The sequence below is a fragment of the Corynebacterium sp. MSK035 genome (assembly GCF_030232615.1).
GTDB classification, from domain to species: domain Bacteria; phylum Actinomycetota; class Actinomycetes; order Mycobacteriales; family Mycobacteriaceae; genus Corynebacterium; species Corynebacterium jeikeium_D.
Map to the genome: position 1 here is coordinate 125,410 of NZ_JASPJP010000005.1, position 25,399 is coordinate 150,808.

Below are 25,399 nucleotides of genomic sequence, written 5' to 3' on the forward strand. Positions count from 1 at the left end.
TCGCCTTAATATGCGCTGAGTTTAAAGGTAAAGAATTATGCATAAAGACGAGCTTTGGACTTGGGGCTTGTGGGGCTCGGGCGTGTAGGGCTCGGGTGTGCAGGCTTGGGTGTCCCCGGGGTCGTGGTCGGGGAGTTTCTGGGTAGAGTGATTCCCAAAGTTGGGGCGGGGTTCTCGTTGGAATCGGGTGGGTGCTCGGGGTGTGATACGAATGGCGTGTCCAATTGACGGGATTGACTTCTCACTATGTGGACGTTAGGGTTGTAGCCAACGCCACATTCGTAGCTTCTTTGCGTGAATGTGTGTTGAGTAGTTGCCCACCATGATCCAGGAGCGAAATCGTGAACGCGCACGAGCAGCACACCCCATCGCCCGCCCAATTCGCGGCTAAGGCGCGCACCAGCGCCCCCGAGCGAATTTCTGGTGCACAAGCCATTGTCCGATCCCTTGAAGAGCTTGGTGTCGAGGTAGCCTTCGGTATTCCCGGTGGTGCAGTGCTTCCGCTCTACGATCCGATTTATGACTCGGAAAAGCTCCGTCACGTCCTCGTGCGTCACGAGCAGGGAGCTGGCCACGCTGCCACTGGTTACGCGCAGGTTTCCGGCAAGGTTGGTGTCTGTATCGCGACTTCCGGCCCGGGTGCTACTAACCTGGTTACCCCGCTCGCGGATGCTCAGATGGACTCCGTTCCGGTTGTCGCTATCACTGGTCAGGTCGGTCGCCCGCTGCTGGGTACTGACGCTTTCCAGGAGGCTGACATCCGCGGTGTGACCATGCCGATTACGAAGCACAACTTCATGGTCACCGAAGCTGAGGACATCCCGCGCGCGCTCGCTGAGGCATTCCACCTGGCTTCTTCTGGTCGTCCAGGTCCGGTTCTGGTCGATGTCCCGAAGGACCTCCAGAACACGATGATCGACTTCACCTGGCCACCGGAGATCAACCTGCCGGGTTACCGTCCGGTGACAACCCCGCACCAGCGACAGATCGACGAAGCCGCTGAGATGATTGCTGCGGCAAAGCGTCCGGTGCTCTACATCGGTGGTGGCGTCATTAAGGCCGATGCTTCCAAGGAGCTGGTCGAGTTCGCCGAGCAGACTGGGGTTCCGGTCGTGACCACGCTGATGGCTCGCGGCGCATTCCCGGACTCGCACCCGCTGCACATGGGTATGCCGGGCATGCACGGCAAGGTGTCAGCCGTCGCTGCTCTGCAGAAGTCCGACCTGCTCATCACTATTGGCGCGCGTTTCGACGACCGTGTTACCGGTGATCTGAATTCCTTCGCGCCGAACGCGAAGGTAATCCACGCCGACATTGACCCGGCAGAGATTGGCAAGCTCCGCGAAGTTGATGTTCCCATCGTCGGCGATGCCCGCGAGGTCCTTGCCGCACTTAGCGAGTCCTACACCAAGCTCGGTCTTAGTCGCCCGCAGATTGCCGACTGGCTGAAGCTTCTCGACGGTCTCCGCGACGAGTTCCCCCTCGGGTGGGAAGAGCCCGCTGATGGTGCAATCGCTCCGCAGTTTGTAATTCAGACTCTGTCCGACATCGTTGGTCCAGAGGCCATCTATGCCGCTGGCGTCGGCCAGCACCAGATGTGGGCAGCGCAGTTCGTCCAGTACGAGAACCCGCGCACCTGGCTTAACTCCGGTGGTGCCGGCACGATGGGCTACTCAATCCCGGCTGCGATGGGTGCCAAGGCGGCTGCTCCAGAAAAGGAAGTCTGGGCCATCGACGGTGATGGTTGCTTCCAGATGACCAATCAAGAGCTGACCACCTGTGCAATGGAAGGTTTTCCCATCAAGGTTGCCTTGATTAACAACGGTAATCTGGGCATGGTTCGTCAGTGGCAGACGCTGTTCTACGATCAGCGCTACTCCAACACCAAGCTGCGCCCGGAGGATAACTCCTACCTGCCGGACTTCGTCCAGCTCTCCGAGGGGCTTGGCTGCGTGGCGATCCGCGTGACCAAGAAGGAAGATGTCGCGGCGGCGATTAAGAAGGCACGCGAGATTAATGACCGACCGGTGGTTATTGACTTCATTGTCGGTGAGGATGCTCAGGTGTGGCCGATGGTGGCAGCTGGCAAGTCCAATGATGAGGTCGAATACGCCCGCGGTCTGCGCCCGCTGTTCAACGATGAGAATTCAGCAGCTGAGGCCCCGGCTGACATCCACGGCACTGTTGTGGACAACTCCGAGGACGCCGCGAAGCAGCCCGACGCTAACCACCCGTCCATGAAGACCCGCTAATCGGGATCCGAAGCAACAGGAAGTGAGTCCCAAAATGGCTGAACTGCACACTCTATCCGTGTTGACCCTCGATGAGCCGGGTATTCTGGTCCGCATTGCGGGCATGTTCACCCGCCGAGGTTTCAGCATCCAGTCGATTACCTCGGGTGAAACTGAGACCGAGGGAGTCAACCGAATCACCGTCGTGGTTGAGACGGAGACGCTGCCGATCGAACAGATCACTAAGCAGCTGAACAAGCTGGTGCCCGTGCTGAAAGTGGTCCGCCAGCCCCCAGAGACCATGGTGTCGCGCGGACTGCTGATGGTGAAGGTTTCCTGCGACAACACCAATCGTCCGCAGGTAGTCGATGCCGCCAATCTCTTCCGTGCCCGTGTGGTGGACGTTTCTCAAGAGTCTGTCATCATTGAGGCGACGGGTGAGCGCTCGAAGCTTGTAGCCCTGCTGGAGGTCCTCGAGCCGTTTGGTATCCGTGAGCTCATTCAGTCCGGTACCGTCGCAATGGCACGTGGGCCGAAGCCGATGCTCCAGGCCCGCTAACAACTAAACGCTAAGATTTTTAACGAATCCGATTCGAAAAGAGGCTAACTTTAATGGCTATTGAACTGCTGTACGACGACGATGCTGATCTGTCCATCATCCAGGGACGTAAGGTCGCAATCCTGGGCTACGGTTCCCAGGGCCACGCTCACGCTCAGAACCTGCGCGAGTCCGGTGTCGAGGTTGTTATCGGTCTGCGTGAAGGTTCCAAGTCCGCTGTGAAAGCCCAGGAAGCTGGCTTCGAGGTTAAGTCCAACGCAGATGCCGCTGCATGGGCAGACGTCATTATGGTGCTGGTTCCGGACACCACCCAGGCAAAGGTTTACAGCGAGGACATCGAGCCGAACCTGAAGGACGGCGACGCGCTGTTCTTCGGCCACGGTCTGAACATCCACTTCGACCTCATCAAGCCGGCTGACAACATCACCGTCGGTATGGTTGCTCCGAAGGGCCCGGGTCACCTGGTTCGTCGTCAGTTTGTCGATGGCAAGGGCGTTCCGTGCCTGATTGCTGTTGACCAGGATCCGAAGGGCGAGGGCCGCGACCTGGCTCTGTCCTACGCTGCAGCTATCGGTGGCGCCCGCGCTGGCGTTATCCCGACCACCTTCGAGGCAGAGACTGTGACCGACCTCTTCGGTGAGCAGGCTGTTCTTTGTGGCGGCACCGAGGAACTGGTCAAGGTCGGTTTCGAAGTTCTGGTTGAAGCTGGCTACGAGCCGGAGATGGCATACTTCGAGTGCCTGCACGAGCTGAAGCTGATTGTTGACCTGATGTTCGAGGGCGGTATTGCCAACATGAACTACTCGGTCTCCGACACCGCTGAGTTCGGTGGCTACCTGTCTGGCCCGCGCGTTATTACCGCTGATACCAAGCAGCACATGCGCGAGATTCTGTCTGACATTCAGGACGGCACCTTCACCAAGCGCCTGATTGCCAACGTCGAGGGCGGCAACAAGGAGCTCGAGGACTTGCGCGCTTCCTACAACAACCACCAGATTGAAGAGGTCGGCTCCAAGCTGCGCGACCTGATGAGCTGGGTTAAGGTCGACGCTCGCGCTGAGACTGCCTAAGTTTGTTGCTTAAGCGAATCCCTCGCTTGTTCGCGAAGTAGGGCTTCATCACTGAGCTTCACCGCCGTGATGAGGCTCTTTTCGTATCTCTCTTACTAGTTTTCTTTCGCTGAAAACGTGTGGGGTAAACGACTGAGATAAACGTCCGAGATAAAACCACCTACTGCCAAACGGGTGTAGCCCCAGTCCTATCCGGGGTTCTAATCTGGGTTGAAAGGTCTCCCTCAACAAAGACGTTCGATAGTCTAATCGTTGAAATCAAATCATTTCACGGAGGTAAATGTGCGAGTATCCGCAATGACGCGGCGCGTGACGGCGACCGTTGCCCTGACGGTCAGCCTGGCGTTGGGGTCAAGCGCCTTGGTCGCGTGTGGTAATTCCGACAGCGCTGTTTCCACGAAGAAGGTGGACACTGAGTCGACGGTTCTTGGCGACGACATCGCAGCGTCGGAAAGCCTGATCGACAGTTCGGAAGCGGTTGTCGTTTCCTCGGCAGGCTCTGCTGAGCAGCGTAGGGCGGCAGGCATCGCGGTTGCTGCTGGCCTGCCGATGCTAGTGGCTGGTTCTGCCGAAGATGCGGAAGATGACAGTACCGCCAAGAGCCCGAAGAAGGATGCTCGTGGCCGTGATACCGGTGCCGATATCGCCGATGTGGAAAAAGAGATTGACCGCCTGGGCGCAAAGACAGTCCTTACTGTGGGGGCAGTTGACCTGACTGGCGAAGAGGGCCGTCAGATCATTGCGGATCCGGGTACGATCGATGGCCTTAAGGAGCTCGTCGGTACCGAGTTTAAGGTTCTCAAGAAGACGGAGTCGAAGCCGACTCGCGCTGTCGTTGAGATGGATCCGGAGAAGCCAACTGTCGTCGAGGGCGATGCAACGAAGGATGGGGCAGCCAACCAGGAGGCTCAGGATCGCGCCAGCGATGGGCAGGACGACAAGGGACAGGAGAGCGTCACCCTGCCGAAGGGATCTCCGAAGGAGGTCAAGGACAAATTGGCACTGGCCGCACCGGGTACCGGTTTGGCCTCCATTGCTACGGCCCGCGCCGCTGGCCTGAAGGTCAGTTGGTTGCCGGTGGGCGACGCGCGTGCTACCTCTGAGTCGATTTCCGCTGCTCGCGACGGCGAGTCCCTGATTGCTCTGGGTAAGGTCTTCGGCGATAAGGACAAGTTCGCTCAGTCCATCGAGCTGGCGAAAGATGACAAGGTCAAGGAGCTGCCAGGTGGAGGAACCCTGCTGTTCCCCGGCCGTCATCTGATTGCAACGTATGGTCACCCAGGTGTCGCTCCATTGGGCGTGATGGGCGAGGATGATCCGGAGGATGCCGTCGCACGTGCGAAGGACTACGTCAAGCAGTACGAGAAGTTCGCTGATGACCCGGTACTGCCGGCCTTCGAGATTATCGCTTCGGTCGCGCAGGCTGACCCAGGTCCACGCGGTGACTACTCCGAGCCGGCTCCGGTTGAGACTCTGAAGCCGTACGTCGAGGCAATGACCAAGGCCGGCGGCTACGTCATCATCGACCTGCAGCCGGGTAGTGCGGACTTCCTGGACCAGGCCAAGTTCTACGAAGAACTGCTGAAGATGCCAAACGTCGGTCTGGCGCTGGATCCGGAGTGGAAGATGGAACCGGGGCAGGTTCCGGCGACCCAGGTTGGTCACGTTAAGGCTGAAGAAGTCAACCGCGTTGCTGATTGGCTGGCTGAGCTGACTCGTAAGAACAACCTTCCGCAGAAGATGCTGATGCTGCACCAGTTCCAGCTACAGATGATTCGCGACCGCGAGACGCTGGATCTGTCGCACCCGGAGCTCGCATTCGTTCTGCATGCCGACGGCCATGGCACCGCGCAGGAGAAGTTTGAGACCTGGAACGTCATGCTGCAGGATTTGCAGCCGGAGATTTTCGAGGCGTGGAAGAACTTCATCGACGAGGATCAGCCGATGTTTACTCCTGAGGAGACCATGAACATCGAGCCGCGTCCGTGGTTGGTTACGTACCAGTAGGTTATAGACCAGCAGAAATAAAAATATAACGCGAAATATTTGCCGACTTGAATGTCGGGGGCAACGGCGCTTACTCCCTAAACAAAGGGTAGTAAGCGCCGTTTTGCTTAGGTAAGTCCCCCCGTGTCTCACCCCCAGAGTTTATGATGAGACGTAATGCGCGTGCACGCTTTAGTAGTTTTCTTAAGTGACACCGCACATACTGCATAAACTTTTCGAGACAAACCAGGAGATGCTTGTGAGCCAGAACGCTCGCCCCGTTGTCCTCATCGCCGACAAGCTGGCACAGTCCACTGTGGACGCATTGGGGGATTCCGTTGAGGTCCGTTGGGTAGATGGCCCGAACCGCGCTGAGCTCCTGGCTGCGGTTGGTGATGCTGACGCACTTCTCGTCCGCTCCGCTACCACCGTGGATCAGGAAGTCCTCGAGGCTGCTCCGAATCTGAAGATTGTCGGCCGCGCCGGCGTTGGCCTGGATAACGTCGACATCGATACCGCTACCAAGCGCGGCGTCATGGTTGTCAACGCTCCGACCTCTAATATTCACTCTGCATGTGAGCACGCAATCGCACTGCTGCTGGCCACCGCTCGCCAGCTGCCGGCTGCGGACGCGTCCCTGCGTGAGGGGGAGTGGAAGCGCTCTTCCTTCAAGGGTGTCGAAATCTTCGGCAAGACCGTCGGTATCGTCGGTTTCGGTCACATCGGCCAGCTGTTTGCGCAGCGTCTCGCTGCTTTCGAGACCAACATCATTGCGTACGATCCGTACGCGAACCCGGCCCGTGCTGCTCAGCTCGGTGTTGAGCTGGTTGAGCTGGAAGACCTGATGGCTCGCGCTGATTTCGTGACCATCCACCTGCCGAAGACCAAGGAAACCGCTGGCATGTTCGATGCTGAGCTCCTGGGCAAGGCCAAGAAGGGCCAGATCATCATCAACGCTGCCCGCGGCGGTCTCGTCGACGAGCAGGCGCTTGCCGACGCGATCAAGGCAGGCAACATCCGCGGTGCTGGCTTCGACGTATACGCGACCGAGCCGTGCACGGATTCCCCGCTGTTTGGTCTGCCGGAAACTGTTTGTGCTCCGCACCTGGGTGCCTCCACCGTTGAGGCTCAGGACCGTGCGGGTACCGATGTCGCTAAGTCCGTGCTGCTGGCACTGGCTGGCGAGTTCGTCCCGGATGCTGTCAACGTTTCCGGTGGCGCTGTCGGTGAAGAGGTGGCCCTGTGGCTCGAGCTGGCTCGTGAGCTGGGGCTGGTTGCTGGCGGTCTGCTCGAGGGCGCTCCGGCCGCTGTTGAGGTCACCGCTCGCGGTGAGCTGCACACTGAGGACGTTAACGTTCTGGGTATGGCAGCAATCCGTGGACTGTTCTCCCTCATGGTGGAAGAGCCGGTCACTTTCGTCAACGCTCCGCGTATCGCAGAAGAGCGTGGTGTGACCTTCACTGTCGAGACCGAGCCGGAGTCCGTCTCCCACCGCTCCGTTCTCGAAGTCAAGGTCATCGGTGCTGATGGCTCCACCGCTACCGTCGTTGGTGCTCTCACTGGCCTGAACCGCGTCGAGAAGATTGTCCGTATCAATGGCCGCGGCATCGACATGCGCGCTCAGGGCCGTAACCTCTTCCTGCTGTACAAGGACGTTCCGGGCGCTCTGGGTCGCGTTGCTACCACCCTGGGTGAGTCCGGCATCAACATCGAGGCTGCTGCTCTGTCTCCGCAGGAAGCAGATCAGACTGCCATCCTGGTGCTGCGCGTTTCCAAGGAGGTTCCGGAGGAGCTCGTCGGAAAGATTACCGAGGAGATCTCCGCTACCCACGCTCTGCAGCTCGAGCTGGACTAGTTCTGAGCGCCTAGGCGTTTTAGAGCTAGTCTCTAGCGCAGCTTCTACTGCATGAAAAAACCCCTCCGCATGGAGGGGATTTTTGTTTCCCAGCTGATCTATGCAGCCGTAGCCCTACTGCCTAGCCCTTCATCGAGCCCTTCTCAATCATGTTGACGTGGAAGTCGAAGGCAGTACGCAGGTCGTGCGGGGTAGACATGCCCGGAGCGGTCTTCAGCGCGCGCTCGTAGTACTCCTCCAACAGTGGCTGGTACTCCGGGTGTGCAACGGAAATCATCTTCGCCACGCGGTCACGCGGTGCCAGGCCACGCAGGTCAGCGAATCCACGCTCGGTGATGATGACCATGGCGTCGTGCTCGGTGTGGTCAATGTGCGAAGCGAACGGAACGATAGTCGAAATCGCACCGTCCTTCGCCAGCGACGGCGAGATGAACGAGGAAACGAAGGCGTTACGGGTGAAGTCACCGGAACCACCGATGCCGTTCATCATGCGGCTGCCGTTGATGTGGGTGGAGTTGACGTTGCCGTAGATGTCGGCCTCAATCATGCCGTTGGTGGCGATTAGGCCGACGCGACGGACAACCTCCGGGTGGTTAGAAATCTGCTGCGGGCGCAGAATGATGTTCTCGCGGTAGCGAGCAGCCTCGTTGTTCATACGCTCGGCCGCTTCCGGAGACAGGGAGAAGGAGGTAGCCGAAGCGACGGTCATCTTACCTGCGTCAATCAGGTCGATCATGCCGTCCTGAATAACCTCGGTGTAGGCCTTGATGTTCTCAAACTTGGAGTCCAACAGACCCGCCATCACGGCGTTCGGAACGTTACCGACGCCCGACTGCATGATGTACTGGTCGTAAGCCAGGCGACCCGCGCGAACTTCGCCCTCGAGGAAGTCGAGGAAATGGCCGGCAATAGCCTTCGAGGTCTCATCCAACGGCTTGAACGGGGAGTTGCGGTCCGGCGCGTTGGTCTCGACAACTGCGACAACCTTGTCCAGGTTGATGTCGATGTAAGGGGTACCAATGCGGTCACCCGGGGCGTTGATCGGCACCGGCGTGCGGTTAGGCAGGTGCTGAATGCGGTAGATGTCGTGCATGCCCTCGAGTTCCTCGGACTGCCACGAGTTGACCTCGATGATGATCTTGTCAGCGTTGTCCATCCACTCGACGTTGTTGCCAACGCTTGACGACGGAACGAGGTGTCCATCTTCCGTAATACGAGTGACCTCAACAATTGCGGCGTCAATCGGCAGGAAGCCCTGCTCGATGTACAGCGCGGAGTGGGAGAGGTGGATGTCCTGGTACTTCGCCTTGCCGGAGTTGATGGACTTACGCAGTGCCGGATCGCCCTGGTACGGCATGCGGTAGCGGATGATGTCAGCTTCTGCCATCACGCCGTCACAGTCTGGGGCAGTGGAAGCGCCTGTGTAGATGTCGACAGCGAACTCTTCACCCTTGGCGTGAAGTTCCTTGCCACGGTTTGCCAGCGCAGTCGGCAGGGCCTTCGGGTAGCCAGCACCGGTGAAGCCAGAGATGCCGAGGGCATCACCATGATTGATAAACTGTGCAGCCTCGTCGGCGGTCATTACCTTGCCGCGCAAACCGGCATGTGCGATGCGATCAGACATGTCATCTCCTAGATAGACTGTTCGACTTTAGTTTTGTCGCCTAACCTAGCATGCGCTAACAGTGTGTTGCCACACCCGCAGGTTGAGAAGTGATTTATGACACTCTGATCGCTTCAGCGGGTCGTTTATCGGCGCTCTTCCAGGGGCTTTGTTACAGCAATTCCCGCACTTCTTCGTCGGTCAGCATCGCGTCCTCGAATGCCTGCAGTGTGGCCTCTGGGTTAAATTTCACACCGATGAGTACGACCTCATTGGATGGTGGGACATCGGTCTGCGCCCACATGACGGCAGGGGTGATTTTCCGGTTCGGCCCCGCCTGACTCCACACGTGGGCGACTTCGAGGCGGTCGGAAATCCAGCAGTGCCCCTTGGAGCGTACGAGCCCCTTTGTGCCGCGGAGAGCCTTAATCAGTCGTTCGCGGTCGAAGGGGCGGTTGCCTCGGAAAACAACCGAAGAAATGCCGTATTCTTCAGTCTCCGGCGTGTGGGGATTCGCAAGTTCTTCTGCATATCCGTGGAAAGTGGCCGCGGTACCTTCGTCGTAAAGCGATGCGTCGAGAATGGCAGAGGTGGCGATTTCGCCGTTAGTCACGCGGACGATGCGTGCGCGGGGGTTCATGGCGCGGATTGTTTCCTCGGTACCGCCGGTGAGCTTTTCGCCTGCGAGGTCGGATTTGGTGATGAGGATGAGATCGGCGAATTCCACCTGGTCGACAAGGAGGTCAGCGACCGTGCGTTCGTCGTCAGGCAGTGCGCGTCCCTGGCGGAGACTGTCGAGGAATGTAGAGGCGTCGACGAGCGTGACCATCGTGTCGATGGGGGCGATGTCGGCGAGGCGACGGCCATCGTCGAATTCCCACTCGAAGGTAGCGGCGACTGGCATGGGCTCGGAGATGCCGGTGGATTCGATGACGATGTGTTCGAATTTGCCGCTGCGCGCGAGCTTGCCGACGTTTTCCACGAGGTCATCTCGCAGCGTGCAGCAGATGCAGCCGTTAGACATTTCGATGAAACGGTCCTCGCCGCGCTCGAGATATGTGCCCTGCTCGATGAGGGCGGCATCGACGTTGACTTCCGAGAAGTCGTTGACGATGACCGCGATTTTGCGCCCCTGTGAGTTTGCCAGGAGGTTGTTGAGGAGGGTGGTCTTGCCGGCGCCCAGGAATCCGGACAGGACGGTGACGGGAGTGGTCTGGGTGGTGTTATCAGAAAATTCGGTAGAAGTCACCCGACAAGATTAGCGTACTGAAAATGATTATCAATAACTAGTGCATGAATTGGGCTATGTGAGGGGTTGTAAATGTGTCGCATGGCTGATTGTCGACTGGTTGTGACGTAGGGCATAAAACGGTGTTGTAGTCGGCTTTAGTGGCGTATGGAATGTGCCTAAAATGGGGGCGCTTTCGGGCATCTGAATGAAAGGCGCTAACCGCTTCGTTGATAGGGTTGGGGGTGTGCTTTGGTGTTCGAAGTGCTACCCCCGATAGTCGCGTTGGGGGATATAGAAAGGTGAATTCATGTCAGATCGTATTGCCCATGCTGGTCTCAAATCCAAGGTGATGACCGCGCAGGAGGCGGCGCAGTTCATCAACCACGGAGACATGGTGGGCTTTGCCGGATTTACCGGTGCTGGCTACCCGAAGGTTGTCCCGCCGGCTCTCGCTGAGCGCATGGAGGCCGCTCACGAGCGTGGCGACGAGTTCAAGATTAAGGTCTTGACCGGCGCGTCTACCGCTCCGGAACTTGATGGTGCGCTGGCGAAGGCCAATGGTGTTGAGTGGCGTATGCCGTACCAGTCCGACCCGGGAATGCGTAACCGTATCAATGCAGGCGATGCCTTCTATAGTGATATTCACCTGTCGCACTCTGGCCCGATGACTGAGCAGGGCTTCTTTGGTCCGGTCAATGTTGCCGTGGTCGAAGCTGTTCGCATTAAGGCCGATGGCTCCCTGGTTCTTTCCTCTTCGGTTGGTAACAGCATTTCTTACCTCAATGCTGCAGAGAAGATCATTATTGAGGTCAACTCCTGGCAGTCCGAGGACCTCGAGGGTATGCACGACATCTACAGTGTCGGCCTGCCTCCGAACCGTAAGGAGATTCCGATTGTGAACCCGGGGGACCGCATCGGCACTCCGGATGTTCAGATCGATGTCGATAAGGTTGTCGCTGTCGTCGAGACGAACGCCGAGGACCGTAACTCGCCGTTCAAGCCGCTGGACGATGACTCCAAGGCTATTGCTGGCTACCTGCTCGACTTCCTCGATGGCGAGGTCAAGGCCGGTCGTCTGCCGGAGAACCTGCTGCCGATGCAGTCGGGTGTCGGTAACATTCCGAACGCCGTTCTCGCAGGTCTGCTCGACTCCAAGTATGAGAACCTGACCTCCTTCACTGAGGTTATCCAGGACGGCATGGTCGACCTGATGGATGCTGGCAAGCTGACCGTGGCTTCCGGTACTGCATTCTCGCTGTCTCCTGAATATGCAGCTCGTATGAACGAGAATGCTGCTGACTACCGCGAGAAGATCGTTCTGCGGCCGCAGGACATCTCCAATAACCCGGGTCTGGTCCGCCGCATGGGGCTGATTACCACCAACGGCATGATTGAGGCTGACATCTACGGCAACGTCAACTCCACTCACGTGGCTGGCTCCCGCATGATGAACGGCATTGGCGGTTCCGGTGACTTCACCCGAAACGCCTACATCTCTACGTTCGTGTCCCCGTCGCTGGCTAAGAATGGCGACATTTCCGCAATCGTGCCGATGGTCTCTCACGTTGACCACACTGAGCATGACGTGATGGTCATCATCACTGAGCAGGGTCTGGCTGACCTCCGTGGGCTGGCGCCGCGTCAGCGTTCCCGTGTTGTCATTGAGAAGTGTGCGCACCCGATGTACAAGGAGGCGCTGCTCGAATACGTTGAGCGTGCTGAGAGGGTCACCCCGTACCTGCATACTCCGCATGACCTGGGTACTTCTTATGACTTCCACCGTCGTTTCCTCGAAAACGGTTCCATGAAGCCGGTCGACTAGGTTTCTAGTGCGGTTCCCGCTTTACGACGAAGTTTGCGTCGTAGGGCGGGATTTTCTTTCGGCTTTAGTTCGAAATAGTGTTCGAGTAATGTGGAGATTTTTGGGGTGCGCAGCGGTTTGAATCCGGGGTGGGGGATATGGTGTGGGCGAATTGATAAAGAACTGTTCGTTAGGGGACCTCGTTAGGGAGGGGACAGTGCAATGTCAGAGTTGGAATCGTGTGGGGAATTTCGGTTCAGCCATGAGGTGAGGGCTCATTCGCTCGCTGAAGTGATGCGCGAGATTAATCGTCTGCAGATGGTTATCGCTCAGCGGGTCGCACCACCAGATGATGGCGATGTCGAAGCTCATTTGGCTTATTGGTCGGTGGTGCTTGGAATCTCACGCGCCGAAGTGAACAAATATATGGAAATTGGCTACATGCTTGGACGTATGCCGCAACTAGCGGAAATGTGTCAGGAGCGCGGGCATTTGTCGATGAGGCATTTAGCAATGCTTGGTAAACATACCCGGCCTGTGGCTGATGACAAGGTTGACGCGGTGGAGTCGGGTCTCGTGGACGTCGTTAAGCCTAGGCGCGACGGGGAGGCGCTCCGTGGCGTGCGTGCGATGGCAACGCGGGTGCAGCGAGTGATTGGTGAGTGTGCTCCGGAAGTGCGGCCACGTGATGTGGATGTCGCTGGGTTGCAGGCTGATAGGGTCCTGGCCCGGAATGTGGAGGCGACCGTAGATGCTGCAATTGATGCGGCGGCATACCAGGTCGAGGCGGATGGAGAGTCGGCGGATAATCCCGCGGAGTCGGAGGAGGTACGGGAGGTTCAAGCTGCGGCTCTCGACTACTTTGGCGATCGTATGACGGCTAAGGAGTTTGTCGCAGTTGATGAACATGGTGACGCTGGAGTTACGACACTGACTACTGTCCTCGAGCGGCATCATGCAGTGGAAGCCCTTGCAATTATCGACGCAGTGGCTAAGAAGATGAAAGTGAGTCGCGCGGCAGCTTTCATGCATGCGTTACGCGGTACTTGTGAGGTGGAGGTGAATCTGGAACTCTTCCGAGTGCTCTCTCCCGGGGAGGATGGCGAACCGGAAAACACTCCAGTGTGGCTCGCTGGCGCAGGTTGGCTTTCTTCGCTGGTGGCCGAGTCTTGGCTGAAGCGGGTATCGACATTGCGGGTGCTGGGGGATAGTGCGGTTGAGGGGTATCGGCCCTCCGAGTCTCAGCGTGCATTCGTGCGTGCCCGTGACGGTGTGTGTAGTTTTCCTGGATGCGATGTCCCCGCGGAAAAGTGCGATATCGACCATATTGTGGAATTTGATCACAGCCTTTCCGGTGGTGAGCGGCAAAAGGAAGGGGTCACGCACACAGATAATCTCCATTGTCTCTGTCGAAGGCACCACAACCTCAAAACTGCCGGTATGTGGCGAGTTGTTCGAGGTGATGATGGGATCGAAGCTTGGACGTTCCTCTCTTGTGATGAAGGGCCGTTTGCGCAGTCGGAAAAAGAGCACACTGGGCATGGTCGTTACACCTTTGCCTCGCAGACTGAAAAGAAGACCGCTGCGCTGGCTGAGCACAATGAGAAACGTCGCAAATTGCATGACAATCTCCGCGGCCTAGTGGATAAGGTGCGGCGGGATATGGAAAAGGAGAGAGCAGTAGGCGGGGTGGATTGTGAAAACGATGGAGATGGTAAAAATCGCGCAGACAGTGACGGGGGTGAGCGCTAGGTTCTGCTACACTCATTTGTGTCCATATAGTGAGAAGGGTATCTCAAAAAATGACTGAGGCAGGAAAGCTGAAGATCGCCGTCATCCCGGGTGATGGCATCGGCACGGAAGTTACGGCAGAGGCACTGAAGGTGCTCAAGGCTGCTATCGGCGAGTTCGACACCACCGAGTACGACCTCGGCTCGCGTCGCTACTTGCGCAATGGCGAACTGCTTACCGACGCCGATCTCGACTCCCTGCGTGAGCACGACGCTATTCTGCTCGGTGCTATCGGTGACCCGGCGAACGTTCCTCCGGGTGTTCTCGAGCGCGGCCTGTTGCTGAAGATGCGCTTCGCGCTGGATCACCACGTCAACCTGCGTCCTTCCAAGCTCTTCCCGGGTGTCGAGTCACCGCTGAAGAACCCGGGCGAAATTGATTTCGTGGTCGTCCGCGAGGGAACCGAAGGTGCTTACACCGGTAACGGCGGTGCGATTCGCGTCGGCACGCCACACGAGGTTGCCAACGAGACCTCCGTCAATACCCGCTTCGGTGCTGAGCGCGTTGTTCGCTACGCCTTCGAGCTGGCTATGACCCGTCGTAAGAAGCTGACCCTTGTCCACAAGACCAATGTGTTGGTGCACGGTGGCGGTATGTGGCAGCGCACGGTCGATGAGGTCGCTAAGGAATACCCAGAGGTAGATGTCGATTACTCGCACATCGACGCTGCGACGATTTACCTCGTCACTAATCCTTCGCGTTTCGACGTCATCGTCACCGACAACCTCTTTGGCGACATCATTACTGATGAGGCTGGTGCAGTGTCGGGCGGTATCGGCCTGGCGGCGTCCGGTAACATTGACGCCTCCAATACCAACCCGTCCATGTTCGAGCCCGTTCACGGCTCCGCGCCAGACATTGCTGGCAAGGGGATCGCGGACCCGACGGCAGCCATTCTGTCGGGTGCCATGATGCTGCGCCACCTGGGTCGTGAGGAAGACGCCCAGCGCATCGAGGCTGCTGTGGAAGCTGACATGGCTACTCGCGGTAGTGGCCCGATCAAGACCGCTGAGGTTGGCGACCGCATTGCTGCTGCTTTGAAGTGGCGCAGTAAAAAATAGGGGGGGGGAGAGGGCTAGGCAATCACAGTTTTGCCATCGACGGTAGTGATGTGAGTCTTACCGTCGGCGGTGTGCTCGATGAAGTCCGACGCATGTCCGACCTGGCGAAGTACATCGATGATGGTGTCAAGGGGGTATGGGGATGAGCTTCCTGCGCCGTTATCGGAATCATCCCCTCCCAGTCCTGCCACTAGCGCATCCCTCGTAATCTCCGCATGTCCCAGGTGCTGAGCCGCCTCGTGGAAGACATGCACAATCACGCCTTCGATGCTGCCGCACCACCAACGGTCCTTATCGGTAGGAATAACAGCAGGAGCACCAGCGCGGTCCGCGCCTTGCAACTCCACCAGCGCGGATTCAATGGCCGCGCGGTCACGGTGGTAAATCTCCAGCCCTTCCGAAACACTGCAATGAGCAGAAAACTCCCCATCGCGATCACGGACATAATCACGCCCAAGGCAGACGCGCTCGAGCCAGAACCTCGCGGATCCGGTCACATGTCGTAACAGCACGGCCAGGGAGTTAATGGCTGGGATGGGAAGGGTTGCGTTGAAGGTGTCGTCGTCAAGCGTGGCGACGAGTGCCGCGAGCTTGTCCATCCTGCCGAGGATGTGGGCGTCGAGCGGCCATTCGGGATTTATTGAAGCGCTGTGTGTGGAATTGGTCATAAGGTCGAGTATTCCCGCAAATCAGTCCTATTGGGAGCAAAAATAGGGGATAATTGACCCCATGACCGTCGAGCTTGCGGAAATCGCAGACTTCCTCAGCCATACTCGCCCCTTTTCGGACCTCAACGATGAAGAGCGCGCGACTATCCCACCGCTTTTGACCATGCGCTATGCCCGTCGTGGAACGGAGATTATCCGGGCGGGTGCGGATAACAACAGCTGTTTCATTATTCGCTCCGGCATGGTGGATCTCTTTGACCCAGCTGGCACGCTGTTGGACAGGCGAGATGTGGGAGATCATTTCGGCTATTCGACACTGCTGAGCAGTGACCCCTCGCTGTACACGATGACGGCAGTGGAGGACTGCGTATTCCTGGTGATCTCCAAGGAGGTCTTTGACCAGCTCAATGACCAGTTCGTAGAGGTCCGGCGCTATTACGGCGGTGAAAACGCGCGCATTCGCGCAGTGGCATCGAAGCTGCGGAGTACTGCGGCATCGGAGTCGTTGCGCACACGGGTTGCGGACCTGATGGAAACATCGCTGGTGACCTGCAGTGCTGATGCGACAGTACAAGAGGCGGCGCAGATTATGACGGAGCGGAATGTCTCCAGTCTGCTCGTGATGGAGTCTGCAGGCGCCAACCAGAGCTCGCTCGTCGGCATCATCACTGACCGTGACCTCCGTCGTCGAGTGCTGGCAGAAGCCAAGCCGGCGGAGAGTCTCGTAAGCGAAGTGATGACCGGGAACCCGGAAACTATCAGTCCCGACCTGCTGGTCTTCGAGGCCATGCTGCTGATGGCCGAACGCGGTTACCATCATCTGCCGGTGCACGATGGGACGCGGGTGGTCGGCATGATTGTCATTGGCGACCTCCTGCGCAGTCTGCACACCGATTCCGTGTACGCGACGGCGACGCTGGCGCGAAAGAGCGATATCTCCGAGATTGCGGAGATTGCTCAGAACGCACGGCGGATTGTGGGCCGGTTTATTGACCGAGGTGATTCGGGGGAGGAGGTCGCCAAGCTGCTGACCGCCGTGGCCGATGCTGTCACCCGACGCCTGGTGGCGCTTGCGGAGGAAAAGCTTGGGCCGCCACCGGTTAGCTATGCCTTTGCAGTACTGGGCTCGCATGGGCGCGGAGAGATGGGGCTCGCGTCCGATCAAGACAATGCGCTGGTCCTCGCCGACGATTACGACGCCGACGCTCATGCTGACTATTTCGCCGCGCTTAGCGACGAGATTTGCACCAACCTCGACCGAGTCGGTTATCCGCTCTGTCCAGGGGACATGATGGCCAGCAATCCTGCGTGGAGGATGACCAAGTCGCAGTGGCTGCGCACGTTCCACGGGTGGATTACCGCACCGGAGGCGGAGGCGCTGTTACATGCACAGACCTTCTTCGACATGCGAGCGGTAGCGGGCGATGTGCAACTGGTAGAGGAATTGCGCGCGGCCTACCTACCGCTGGCCCAGGGGTCGCAGCGCCTGCACGCGCACTTGGCCAAGCTCTCGGCCTGGCGGGAGCCGCCGCTCGGCTTCTTCCGTGGCCTGGTGCTGGAGAAGGGCGGCGAGCACGCAGAGACCCTGGACATCAAGAAGGGGGGAACTGCTGCTGTGGTGCAGATGGCGCGCCTATTTACTGTGGCGGCCGGGCTGCCGCAGCTGTCCACGCGTGAACGCTTGGCGGCGAGTGCGGGTGCCGGAAGCGTGAGCCGTCAGGGTGCGCAGGATCTGGCGGATGCGTTCGAGTTCCTGTGCACGGTGCAGCTTCATCACCAGCAGGCCCAGTTCAACGCTGGCGAGCAGCCGAATAACCACATCTACCCGAAGCGTCTCTCCAGCCTGGAACGCGAGCACCTGCGCGATGCGTTTGGTGTTATCCGCAAGTTGCAGCAGAGCCTCGGGGCGAAGTATCCCATCCGGGCGATGTCGTGAGCGCGCAATGTTGAAGTTTTTCAAACCCCGCAAGAAACTCTTGGACGCACCTATCCGCGACAATGCTTGGCTCGCGGTCGATGTGGAAACCACCGGTCTGGATCCCTCCAAAGATCAGTTGCTTTCCATCGGTTGGGTTGCCGTCGAAGGCCGCGACATCGTGCTGGAAGAGTCGGGTCACCTTCTCATTCGCCCAGAGCGCGAGGAGGTGAGCGTCGGCGAGTCGGCGACGGTGCATGGGCTTACCGACGACATGGTCGCAACCGGGGTAGAGGCAGAGGTGGCCGTCGGCAAGCTGTTAGAAGCTCTACGGGGACGGAAGCTGCTGGCGCACTACGCGCGGATGGAAGTTGGTTTCCTAGATCCGTTGTGCCGGAAGTACTTCGATGCGCGTTTTGATGTGCCGGTGGCGGACACTATGACACGTGAGTACGACGCGATTCTGCGGGCCAACCGTGAGCCGGTCCGTGATGAGCTGCGGTTGTGGTCACTGTGCGACAAGTACGGCATTCCCCGTTTTAAGGCCCATCACGCGTTCAACGATGCGCTGGCCTGTGCGCTGGTGTGGCTTGCGCAGGAATCCCGCGGAGTTTAGAGCGCAGAGTATAGAGAGTGGGGGTCGTTGCATAATTATCGCAATGTGACGTGTACCCTATTTTTATGCGTATTGCTCGAATCGCCCACCCAGAGGGCATGTGCTTCGCGCTCGTTGAGGGCGAAGGCAGTGAAGTTACTTTGCACGAAATCGAAGGGCACCCTTTCGGTCAGCTGAATAAGACTGGCCGTTCCTGGCCGCTTGCCGACGTACGTCTGCTCGCCCCAATGCTGCCGTCGAAGGTCATCGCTATTGGTCGTAACTACGCTGACCACGTCGCCGAGGTGTTCAAGAAGTCGGCAGAATCGCTGCCGCCGACGATGTTCATTAAGCCGCCGACGGCCGTCATTGGCCCGGAAGCGCCGATTCGCATTCCGGATTTCGCCACCAACGTCGAGTTTGAGGGCGAGCTGGCACTGGTTATTGGTAAGCCGTGCAAGAACGTCAAGAAGGAAAACGCTCACGATGTGATCTTCGGATACACCATCGTCAATGATGTTTCTTCCCGTGACCTGCAGTTTGCCGATGGTCAGTGGGCGCGCGCAAAGGGCATCGATACCTTCTGCCCGCTTGGTCCGTGGATCCAGACGGAGCTGGACTACAACGAGCTGCCGATCAAGGCGCACCTGACTCACGAGGGTGTTACCGAGACCAAGCAGGATTCCAACTCCAACCAGATGATTATGTCCATCCCGGAGATTATCGAGTTCATCACTGCCTCGATTACGCTGCTGCCGGGTGATGTCATCTGCACCGGCTCCCCGGCCGGTACCGCTGCGATGTTCCCGGGTGACCGCATCGAGATTGAGATCCCGGGTATCGGCAAGCTGGCCAACCCTGTGGAGCGGGCTTAAGCTGCCAGGGCTTAAGCGCCCTTAACTCCAAAAGCGCGGAGCACAGTGCCCATCTTGGCGCTGGTCTCCGTGACTTCTTCTTCTGGGTCGGAGTGCGACACAATGCCGCCTCCGGCCCATAGTCGTGCCACGGACCCCTCAGTGTCGATTTCGGCACAGCGAATGGAGACCACGAACTCACCGTCGCCATTCTCATCGCACCAGCCGACAGCGCCCGAGTAGAAGCCGCGGTTGGTCTCTACGGCCTGAATAACGCCGAAGGCGGATTCCGTCGGCGTGCCACAAATGGCTGGTGTCGGGTGCACCACCAGCGCCAAATCCAGCGCGGACAGCGACGGATCCTTCAACCGACCGCGGATATGCGTGGCCAAGTGCCACATCTCGGCGGTGCTCATCAGCTCGGGGCTGTCCGGAACATCCAGCGAACTGCACAGTGGCGCCAAGTTGTCGGCGATGTCGTCGACGACGAAGGCATGCTCGTCTAGGTTCTTGCGCGAGTCCGCTAAACGACGGGCCGACGCCCGGTCCACCTCTTCATTCCGGGACCTCGGCAGCGACCCGGCCAAGGGAAACGCCTCAACGATGTCGCCCGTACGGCGGACCAGCATCTCCGGGGAGGAACCGATGAGCAACTTGCCCTCATAATCGGAACCGGCGGGGGAGAGATCCACGACAAAGCCATCGCGGTTGGGGGATCCGTCGATAAGCCGCGATGCGAGTAGGAGCGGGTCAATCGGGGGATCGATTTCGAGTTCCACGGCGCGCGCGAGCACGACCTTTTCCAGCGCCGAGTACTCGATTGTGCGGATGGCTGCGGCGATGCGCTCAGCGTGCTCGTCGAGCGGGGGATCGTAAGCGACGATGTTGGCGTGGGGCTTCGGTGCGTTCCAACGGTAGTGCGCGGGTGGCTCCAGCGGCTGCGAGGAGCGGATGACTTCCCGGGGAACGGTCAGGGCGGCGGGCTTGTCCAAGTCGAAGGGCAATGCGCCGACTACCATCTTGTGAATGCCCGAGTGCAGTCCCTCGGCCGCGAGCCAGGGGTCGGAAAGCTGCTCTTCAATACCTTGCGTGCGGATGGAGCCGTGTGCCCGGGAGAGCAAAAAGTCCGGAGCGGTGGTCGGGCGGGACGTATCCCAGCGCGTCGAACGCTTCGGAGTCGCTGCAGGGTCGTTCGACGGGTGAGAATTCTCCTGCTTCTCTTCTTCGTTTCCGCCGCCCAGAGAGGGGTGGTTTTCCATGGACATAGCCCTAACCCGCCTCCTCAATCTAAACCCAGTTGTGCTCCAGTTTAAGGGGCAGGCTAACCCCTACCCAAAAAGGGCATACCCGCAGCGGTAATCGTCAGCTGATCGATGACTGCACTCGCCGGCAGATTCGCGGCGTAGAGGAAGGTCTCCGCAGCCTGCGTGGCATCGAACATTGGCTCGCTGCCTGTGAACGTCCCCAATAGGTCAGTCTGCGCATTGACAATGTCAATGCGCGTTGCCGTAATGCCATACTCGCGTCCGTCCAGGGCAAGCACATGGGTCATTCCGGCAAGCGCGCTTTTCGACGTCGCGTACGCCGCCGTATGGGCTCTCGGTACCTGCGCCGCGATAGAACAGTTGACCAGGATTCGGCCGCCTGCTTGGTCCGCCTTCCCATCACGCCCCGCTTTCATCCGCGCGAACGCCTCGCGTGCGCATAGGTACGAGCCGACCACATTCGTATCGATGACCGCCCGGAAGTCCTCAATGTCGGTCTCTCCGAACTCTGCGGGCGTGCCGGGCAGCCCCGCATTGAGCACCGCAACATCAATGGTTCCCGTAGTCATCTGCGCGTCCTCAAACATCGCACGGACCTGCTCGGGGTCGGTGATGTCACACCTGGAGAAGGTGATGTTGTCCGCTTCGGCGGCAACGGCCTCGAGCGCGTCGATACGCCTGCCGCAGATATGCACGTGCCAGCCATCGGAGGCGAAAGCCAGAGCAATTTCGCGACCAATGCCCGCGCCGCCACCAGTTACTACTACCGTTTTGGTCATGAGCACTATTATTAACTGTTCTACGGTCTACGCACACATGTCCCCGCACGACGCCGTCAACGCCGCGCGTGACGACGGCTACGCGGCCGTGGAATTCTGGTGGCCTTTTGACCTCGCAGTGCCCGCACCCGATGAGGTTTCCGCTTTTTGTGACCTCTTTGACGACAGCCTCGGTCTTTATGCCATGAATCTGTGGGGAGGGGACATGGCAGCGGGGCAGCGAGGAGTGCTCGATACGGATGGGCTGCCCGCGGGGCATCTGGAGGCAGTGAGCCAGATTGCGCGGGCCACTGGGCTGAAATGCTCGAACGTGCTGCTGGGGCGCTCGGGGGAGCTAACGAACTTGCAGGTGCAAAGACTGACTGAGATTACTGCCCAGCTGGAGCTCAGCGGGGTTCGCGCATTGATTGAGCCACTGTCCGGGATGAGCGATTATCCCATTACAGATCCCTGGCAAGCCGACGAGCTAGCGCAACAGACTGGTGCTGGTGTGCTCGCGGACTTTTACCATTTTGCAGCTAATGGCGTCGACGTGGATGCTTGGCTCGCTGATGTGGAGACCGGAAGAGTGAGCCTGCCGGCGCACGTCCAGATTGCCGATTTCCCAGGCCGCGGCGCGCCGGGCACCGGTGAGGCACCACTGCGCAGCTGGGTTGAGCGGCTGCGCGCCGCCGGATACGCCGGCGAAGTGGCCGGGGAGTGGGCTCTGTAACCCTATGCAAACCCTATGCATGCCTGCAGGTGGGAGGGCGGGTATCGTGGGAAAGCATGTCAGATGTTCGCGTACGCTTTTGCCCGTCGCCAACCGGTACCCCGCACGTTGGCCTCATCCGCACTGCCCTGTTCAACTGGGCATATGCCCGTCACACTGGTGGCAAGCTGGTCTTCCGCATCGAAGATACCGATGCCGCTCGCGACTCCGAAGAGTCCTATCAGGCAATCATCGAGGCCCTGAATTGGCTCGGTATTGACTGGGACGAGGGCATCGATGTCGGCGGTCCGCACGGCCCGTACCGCCAGTCGCAGCGCAAGGACATCTACGCCGATGTATTGCAGCGCCTCATCGACGCCGGTGAAGCCTACGAGGCCTTTTCCACCGCTGAAGAGGTTGAGGAGCGCCACAAGGCTGCCGGTCGTGACCCGAAGCTGGGCTACGACAACTATGACCGCAACCTCACCGAGGAGCAGAAGGAAGCCTTCCGCGCAGAGGGCCGTAAGCCGGTGATTCGCCTGCGCATGCCGGACGAGGACATTGTCTTCGACGACCTCGTGCGCGGTCGTATCGAGTTCAAGGCCGGCCTGGTTCCGGACTTCGTCATTGCTCGCTCCAACGGTGAACCGCTCTACACCCTGGTTAACCCGGTCGATGACGCCCTGATGGAGATCACTCACGTCCTGCGTGGTGAGGACCTGCTGCCATCGACCCCGCGCCAGATCGCTCTCTACGAGTCGCTGAAGCGCATCGGTGTCGCCAAGTTCACCCCGGAGTTCGGTCACCTGCCGTTCGTTATGGGCGAGGGTAATAAGAAGCTGTCCAAGCGTGACCCGCAGTCCAATCTCTTCATCCACCGCGATAACGGTTTCATCCGCGAGGGTCTGCTGAACTACCTGGCACTGCTGGGGTGGTCTATGGACGGCGACCAGGACATCTTCACGATGGACGAGATGGTCAAGGCCTTCGATATCCACGATGTGCTGTCCAACCCGGCTCGCTTCGATCAGAAGAAGGCCGACGCTATCAACGCGGACCACATCCGCATGCTCGATCCGAACGACTTCGAGCAGCGTCTGCGCACGTACCTGGAAAGCCACTTTGACTTCCCGGCCGACTACCCGGCGGATAAGTTCGCTTTCCTGGCAACGCTGCTGCAGACCCGTGTGAAGACGCTTTCCGACGCCTGGGACCTCTCGAAGTTCCTAGTTGTGGAAGAGGACGAGTTCACCTTCGATGAGCGCTCGGCACGCCGTAACTTCAAGGAAGACGCCGTCGCTGTCCTGGAGGCCACCATTGCAGCTGTGGAGCCGCTCAGCGAAGAGGACTTCGTCACCGAGAAGCTTGAAGCTGCACTTCAGAAGGCCCTCATCGAGGACCTGGAGCTGAAGCCACGCAAGGCTTTTGGCCCGGTGCGCGTGGCCGTGACTGGCGCTCAGGTATCGCCGCCGCTGTTCGAGTCCATGGAGCTGCTTGGTCGCAGCCGCAGCCTGGGCCGACTGCGCAAGGCGCTCGAGGTCACTCCTGTTACTGCTGCTCAGTAAAGAGCGCGAGCTGGGCTGAGCGAAGCAGGTTCGTGTAAGAGCCCGCTTCCTTGCCCACCTTCTGCGGGTCGCGGTTCAGCATATTCATGGAGGTTTCGCGGTAATCCTTGACCAGCGACCCCATGTGGTTGTTGAAGAACTCGTGCCAGTCGGTTCCCCAGTGGACCGTGCCGTCCTCGTTTTGCTTGAGCGGTGCGGCAAAGGCGTACACGAGCGGGTAGATGAACCCGTCTGGAATCGCGTAGCCGATGGGCTGGCGGTAGAACTTCGAGTACTTCTGTGGAGTCTTGCCAGTCCGCGGATTCTTCTTATTGGCCTTGTCAACAGCATCGATGCCGCCGAATTTACCGCCGCTTTTGTTGTAGAGATCGGGTAGCTCTGCGTTGATGCGCTCGAAAATATCGATGAAGTCACGCGTGAGGTTCAATGCGCTGCGGACCTTCTCGTTGTAGAGAACGACCTCTTCGGTGCGCTCATTGATGCTTTCAGTGCTGGGCTTAGTGACCTCCGGTGAGCTCATGACATCCTCGAAGCGGTCAAGCAGCTTGGCCTTGCCGGAGTAGAGGCTGGTGGGGGTCGGTGCTTCAATCTGCTTCCCGTCGGCATCCTTCGGCAGGTCAATACAAGACAGCGGAATCCACGCCATAGCGATGACATCGCCCACCTTTAGTCGACCAGTATCGTTGGTGCGCCACTGCACGTTGTCGCTAATTCCCTGAGGCAGAGCATGCTTCAGATCGTCAAAGTAGCCTGCGCGATTGAGCTTTGCTTCCGCCTTGAGCTCCGCATTGTTGTTGCGGGCGGCACAGATATCGAGCAGAGCATCGGAGAAGTCCTGCACAGTGTCCTCGTCCCGAGCACCGGGCACGAGTACCTCTACCGGAACACGGGCATCGAGCTCGGTGAGGCTTTCGTCGGCAAGCAATTCCTCAATTTCTCCCGTACGCGCCGACCAGACCTCCTTCATTTCGGACCACGTCTTGATTTTGCGGCTAGGTGGTGGAGTGAGCTTGCCCAGAACGAACAGTGCGATAGCCAGCGAGTTGTGACCGCCGTCGAGGATGCCTTCGATGCGACGGTTGCTGAAGGTGAAGCGGTAGAGATTGTCTTCACTGGTGAACTGAGTGGAGGCCAGGAGCACACCCTTGGACTTGTAGGCGAAGAGCTCCGGCGTGGTGTCGATGGTTTCCATGATGGCATCGGTGATGCGGCCGGTGCGGGGACACGCGTGGGTTGGCGTCGAGGTTGAGGGCCGAGATGATTTTCGCGAACTGACGGATAGTGACAGTGCCGATGACGCGACCGATGGTGCCGTTCATTTGCTCCGTGATGTCGGAGAACTCCAGCTCGAGCGTGATGGGGGCGGATGTTGCCGTCGTTGTTGGGGAAGTCATGGTGCCTGCCTTTCAGGTCTGGTTTTTTGGTGTGTGTCGGCTGTTTGCCAGCCGCTTCACCACGAAGTGTCTCCTGAAGGGCGGATCAGCTTTGAGCTGCGATCGAATGGGCTTTCGATCTGGGACTGCGTTAGTTATATGCATTGCATTAGTTATGCATTAGCTATGCGCACTGCTGAGGTGGGCTGTGGGGAACTCGCGAATTTAAACGAACCTTTGACAACGAACCTTTGACCAGGTGATTTGCTCTTGTTCACGCCAATTGGCTATATTATTCCTCGTTGCGTTCAGCAGCGATGGCCTATGGTGTAATTGGCAACACAACGGTTTCTGGTACCGTCATTCTAGGTTCGAGTCCTGGTAGGCCAGCAGTGAAGAAGTTCATTGTTGAATGTATTCACTAACTGCAAAGTTCTAAGCCCCGTTCGTCTAGCGGCCTAGGACGCCGCCCTCTCACGGCGGTAACACGGGTTCAAATCCCGTAC

At 58.8% G+C, this 25,399-nt stretch carries 20 protein-coding genes and 1 tRNA gene; 14 read left to right on the forward strand and 7 right to left on the reverse strand.

Going from position 1 to position 25,399, the window contains the following annotated elements:
• Positions 1 to 341: 341 nt before the first annotated feature.
• From QP978_RS04940 to serA, 5 genes are all read left to right on the forward strand, one after another.
• Positions 342 to 2,252, forward strand: a complete 1,911-nt coding sequence (locus tag QP978_RS04940; protein WP_049172103.1) for an acetolactate synthase large subunit — start codon at positions 342 to 344, stop codon at positions 2,250 to 2,252.
• A gap of 34 nt (positions 2,253 to 2,286) precedes the next feature.
• The gene (gene ilvN / locus QP978_RS04945; protein ID WP_048735338.1) at positions 2,287 to 2,790 is read left to right on the forward strand and encodes an acetolactate synthase small subunit; all 504 of its coding nucleotides are present in this window, start codon (positions 2,287 to 2,289) and stop codon (positions 2,788 to 2,790) included.
• A gap of 53 nt (positions 2,791 to 2,843) precedes the next feature.
• Positions 2,844 to 3,860, forward strand: coding sequence for a ketol-acid reductoisomerase (ilvC, locus tag QP978_RS04950; protein ID WP_038628558.1), 1,017 nt, complete (start codon positions 2,844 to 2,846; stop codon positions 3,858 to 3,860).
• 282 nt (positions 3,861 to 4,142) lie between these two features.
• Positions 4,143 to 5,867: a hypothetical protein gene (locus QP978_RS04955; protein WP_284856905.1), complete on the forward strand. Its 1,725-nt coding sequence runs from the start codon at positions 4,143 to 4,145 to the stop codon at positions 5,865 to 5,867.
• Between the two features lie 238 nt (positions 5,868 to 6,105).
• Positions 6,106 to 7,701, forward strand: a complete 1,596-nt coding sequence (gene serA, locus QP978_RS04960; protein WP_016422498.1) for a phosphoglycerate dehydrogenase — start codon at positions 6,106 to 6,108, stop codon at positions 7,699 to 7,701.
• Between the two features lie 121 nt (positions 7,702 to 7,822).
• On the opposite strand, the gene scpC (QP978_RS04965) is transcribed toward serA, so the two are convergent.
• Both scpC (QP978_RS04965) and QP978_RS04970 read right to left on the reverse strand, forming a co-directional pair.
• A complete protein-coding gene (gene scpC, locus QP978_RS04965; protein WP_048735346.1) occupies positions 7,823 to 9,325 on the reverse strand; it encodes a succinyl-CoA:acetate CoA-transferase ScpC in 1,503 nt (500 codons plus the stop codon).
• 151 nt (positions 9,326 to 9,476) lie between these two features.
• Positions 9,477 to 10,553, reverse strand: a complete 1,077-nt coding sequence (locus tag QP978_RS04970) for a GTP-binding protein (RefSeq protein WP_284856906.1) — start codon at positions 10,551 to 10,553, stop codon at positions 9,477 to 9,479.
• 289 nt (positions 10,554 to 10,842) lie between these two features.
• Here QP978_RS04970 and scpC (QP978_RS04975) point away from each other — a divergent pair, with 289 nt between their 5' ends.
• The 3 genes from scpC (QP978_RS04975) (at position 10,843) to QP978_RS04985 (ending at position 15,188) form a co-directional block, all read left to right on the forward strand.
• Positions 10,843 to 12,357 carry a succinyl-CoA:acetate CoA-transferase ScpC gene (gene scpC / locus QP978_RS04975; protein ID WP_284856907.1) on the forward strand — a complete coding sequence of 505 codons (1,515 nt, stop codon included), beginning with the start codon at positions 10,843 to 10,845 and terminating at the stop codon, positions 12,355 to 12,357.
• A 201-nt stretch (positions 12,358 to 12,558) separates the two neighbouring features.
• The gene (locus tag QP978_RS04980; protein WP_284856908.1) at positions 12,559 to 14,088 is read left to right on the forward strand and encodes an HNH endonuclease signature motif containing protein; all 1,530 of its coding nucleotides are present in this window, start codon (positions 12,559 to 12,561) and stop codon (positions 14,086 to 14,088) included.
• Between the two features lie 68 nt (positions 14,089 to 14,156).
• Positions 14,157 to 15,188 (forward strand): 3-isopropylmalate dehydrogenase, encoded by a 1,032-nt coding sequence (locus tag QP978_RS04985; protein WP_141737777.1) that lies wholly within the window; start codon positions 14,157 to 14,159, stop codon positions 15,186 to 15,188.
• 14 nt (positions 15,189 to 15,202) lie between these two features.
• On the opposite strand, the gene QP978_RS04990 is transcribed toward QP978_RS04985, so the two are convergent.
• Complete coding sequence (locus QP978_RS04990; protein ID WP_070652916.1) at positions 15,203 to 15,856, reverse strand: mycothiol transferase; 654 nt, start codon at positions 15,854 to 15,856, stop codon at positions 15,203 to 15,205.
• A 61-nt stretch (positions 15,857 to 15,917) separates the two neighbouring features.
• On the opposite strand from QP978_RS04990, the gene QP978_RS04995 reads away from it, so the two are divergent.
• The 3 genes from QP978_RS04995 to QP978_RS05005 all read left to right on the forward strand — a co-directional run bounded on the left by QP978_RS04995 (position 15,918) and on the right by QP978_RS05005 (position 19,241).
• Positions 15,918 to 17,792 carry a DUF294 nucleotidyltransferase-like domain-containing protein gene (locus QP978_RS04995; protein ID WP_070429313.1) on the forward strand — a complete coding sequence of 625 codons (1,875 nt, stop codon included), beginning with the start codon at positions 15,918 to 15,920 and terminating at the stop codon, positions 17,790 to 17,792.
• Between the two features lie 7 nt (positions 17,793 to 17,799).
• Complete coding sequence (locus QP978_RS05000; RefSeq protein ID WP_048735364.1) at positions 17,800 to 18,387, forward strand: 3'-5' exonuclease; 588 nt, start codon at positions 17,800 to 17,802, stop codon at positions 18,385 to 18,387.
• A gap of 65 nt (positions 18,388 to 18,452) precedes the next feature.
• Positions 18,453 to 19,241, forward strand: a complete 789-nt coding sequence (locus tag QP978_RS05005; protein WP_049172137.1) for a fumarylacetoacetate hydrolase family protein — start codon at positions 18,453 to 18,455, stop codon at positions 19,239 to 19,241.
• 11 nt (positions 19,242 to 19,252) lie between these two features.
• Here QP978_RS05005 and QP978_RS05010 read toward each other — a convergent pair whose 3' ends face one another.
• Positions 19,253 to 20,485 carry an isochorismate synthase gene (locus QP978_RS05010; protein WP_016422507.1) on the reverse strand — a complete coding sequence of 411 codons (1,233 nt, stop codon included), beginning with the start codon at positions 20,483 to 20,485 and terminating at the stop codon, positions 19,253 to 19,255.
• 56 nt (positions 20,486 to 20,541) lie between these two features.
• Positions 20,542 to 21,264, reverse strand: coding sequence for an SDR family oxidoreductase (locus QP978_RS05015; protein WP_284856909.1), 723 nt, complete (start codon positions 21,262 to 21,264; stop codon positions 20,542 to 20,544).
• On the opposite strand from QP978_RS05015, the gene QP978_RS05020 reads away from it, so the two are divergent.
• Positions 21,263 to 21,976 (forward strand): TIM barrel protein, encoded by a 714-nt coding sequence (locus QP978_RS05020; RefSeq protein WP_241482426.1) that lies wholly within the window; start codon positions 21,263 to 21,265, stop codon positions 21,974 to 21,976. The genes QP978_RS05015 and QP978_RS05020 overlap by 2 nt on opposite strands.
• A 56-nt stretch (positions 21,977 to 22,032) precedes the next feature.
• A complete protein-coding gene (gene gltX, locus QP978_RS05025) occupies positions 22,033 to 23,520 on the forward strand; it encodes a glutamate--tRNA ligase (RefSeq protein ID WP_070595744.1) in 1,488 nt (495 codons plus the stop codon).
• Here the strand turns inward: gltX and QP978_RS05030 are convergent.
• Together QP978_RS05030 and QP978_RS05035 are read right to left on the reverse strand one after the other, a co-directional pair.
• Positions 23,504 to 24,712 carry a hypothetical protein gene (locus tag QP978_RS05030; protein WP_070595745.1) on the reverse strand — a complete coding sequence of 403 codons (1,209 nt, stop codon included), beginning with the start codon at positions 24,710 to 24,712 and terminating at the stop codon, positions 23,504 to 23,506. The genes gltX and QP978_RS05030 overlap by 17 nt on opposite strands.
• Positions 24,630 to 24,914 carry a hypothetical protein gene (locus tag QP978_RS05035; RefSeq protein WP_168163230.1) on the reverse strand — a complete coding sequence of 95 codons (285 nt, stop codon included), beginning with the start codon at positions 24,912 to 24,914 and terminating at the stop codon, positions 24,630 to 24,632. Before QP978_RS05035 ends, QP978_RS05030 begins: the two co-directional genes overlap by 83 nt.
• 297 nt (positions 24,915 to 25,211) lie before the next feature.
• Between QP978_RS05035 and QP978_RS05040 the strand changes: the two genes are divergently transcribed.
• Positions 25,212 to 25,283, forward strand: a tRNA-Gln gene (locus tag QP978_RS05040).
• Positions 25,284 to 25,399 lie beyond the last annotated feature (116 nt).